We start from the raw sequence: 1413 nt of genomic DNA, 5'->3' as shown, positions 1-1413 counted from the left end.
ATAATTTGAACAACCATAAAACGATTTTTTTAATACAATATTGTTGCCACACTTAGGACATTTTCCTACAAGGGGTCCCGAGCGCTTAGTGGGAATTTGTACCCCTTATCGATACAAATTCCCCGTAGGCGCTAGGGACCTCTTTAGCTTCTTGGAAGCTGTCAGTAGTATATCTAATAATTTATCTCCATTCCCTTTAGTAACGTGTAACTTTCCAAATTTAAAAAAGCGACTCATAGAATTATTTCCTCCCGTTAAATAATAGATAACTATTAAAAATAGACAATACTTGCTCATAAGTAATGGTACTTAAATTGTTTACTTTGGCGTGTTTCATTGCTTGATGAAACTGATTTTTAGTAAACAGTTGACGATATTCTCGATTGACCCATTTTGAAACAAAGTACGTATATAGCTTCCAATATTTATCTGGAACATCTGTGGTATGGCGGGTAAGTTTTATTAAGACACTGTTTACTTTTGGTTTAGGATGAAAGCATTCCGCTGGCAGCTTAAGCAATTGCTGAATCGAGACTTGAGTGTGCAAGAGCAACCCTAGTGTTCGGTGAATATCCAAGGTACGCTTGTAGAATCCTTCTTCAACAATCAGATAGATGTCAGACGCACGGCTTTCAAAAACCACTTTTTTAATAATTTGTGTGCTTAAATGGTAAGGAATATTCCCAACAATTTTATACCTCTGTTTGTTAGGGAATTGAAACTGTAGAATATCTTGGTGAATTAAAGTGACACGAGTATTCAGTTTTAATTTTTCTGACGATAAGTTGAATAGATGACTGTCTAATTCAATAGACGTTACCTGTTTACTTATTTTAGCCAGTTTCGTCGTTAAATGCCCTTTACCTGTTCCAATTTCGTAAACGGTATCGGTTTCTTTTAAATTCAATTGTTTTATTATTTGGTTGAGTACTTTTTCACTCGTTAAAAAGTTTTGAGAATATTTTATATTTTTGTTCATGTAATCTCTCCTGAAGTGATTACATCTATAAACAAATACAGAAGTTAAACGATTTGTTTGTAATTTTAGTTATCTGTTTAAAAAGTCATAAGATTAGTCACTGGTAGGAATTAATCTAACGTATTTATTTATCTGCGTAATCACTGTTTTTAGTCTGTTTCAAAACAGTAGATGTTTTATCTACATTACGCATTTGGAATACCAACATGACGAATCCCTCCTTCTTAATTACAAATTTTTAGCATCTAATTTAACTTCAATTCCTATTATACAAAATTTTAAGATAATGCACTATCAACACACTCTTAAGTTTGCTTCTAAGTCTTATTTCCATAACTTCTTTTACGTTTCCGCCATTCTTTGCTGTTTCGATTTTTATGATATGGTGCAAGTCAGCACGAACACGAACCGTCTTATCTCCCATTATATCTTTT

General features: G+C 33.0%; 2 protein-coding genes and 1 pseudogene. All 3 read right to left on the bottom strand.

All coding sequences use genetic code 11. From position 1 onward, the window contains the following. Positions 1 to 241: 241 nt before the first annotated feature. Positions 242 to 979, bottom strand: coding sequence for a 23S rRNA (adenine(2058)-N(6))-methyltransferase Erm(B) (gene erm(B) / locus Q1X33_RS16555; protein WP_001038795.1), 738 nt, complete (start codon positions 977 to 979; stop codon positions 242 to 244). A gap of 124 nt (positions 980 to 1103) precedes the next feature. Then, positions 1104 to 1187, bottom strand: a complete 84-nt coding sequence (locus Q1X33_RS16550; protein ID WP_001814874.1) for a 23S rRNA methyltransferase attenuation leader peptide — start codon at positions 1185 to 1187, stop codon at positions 1104 to 1106. Positions 1188 to 1235: 48 nt separating this feature from the next. Beyond that, positions 1236 to 1413, bottom strand: a pseudogene (locus tag Q1X33_RS16545) (Cro/Cl family transcriptional regulator); the annotation flags it as partial.

This window comes from Enterococcus sp. B2E4 (genome assembly GCF_030499455.1).
Taxonomy (GTDB): Bacteria; Bacillota; Bacilli; order Lactobacillales; family Enterococcaceae; genus Enterococcus_D; species Enterococcus_D casseliflavus.
Note: the sequence above shows the minus strand (reverse complement) of the source record. Positions and strands in the feature narration are given on the sequence as shown.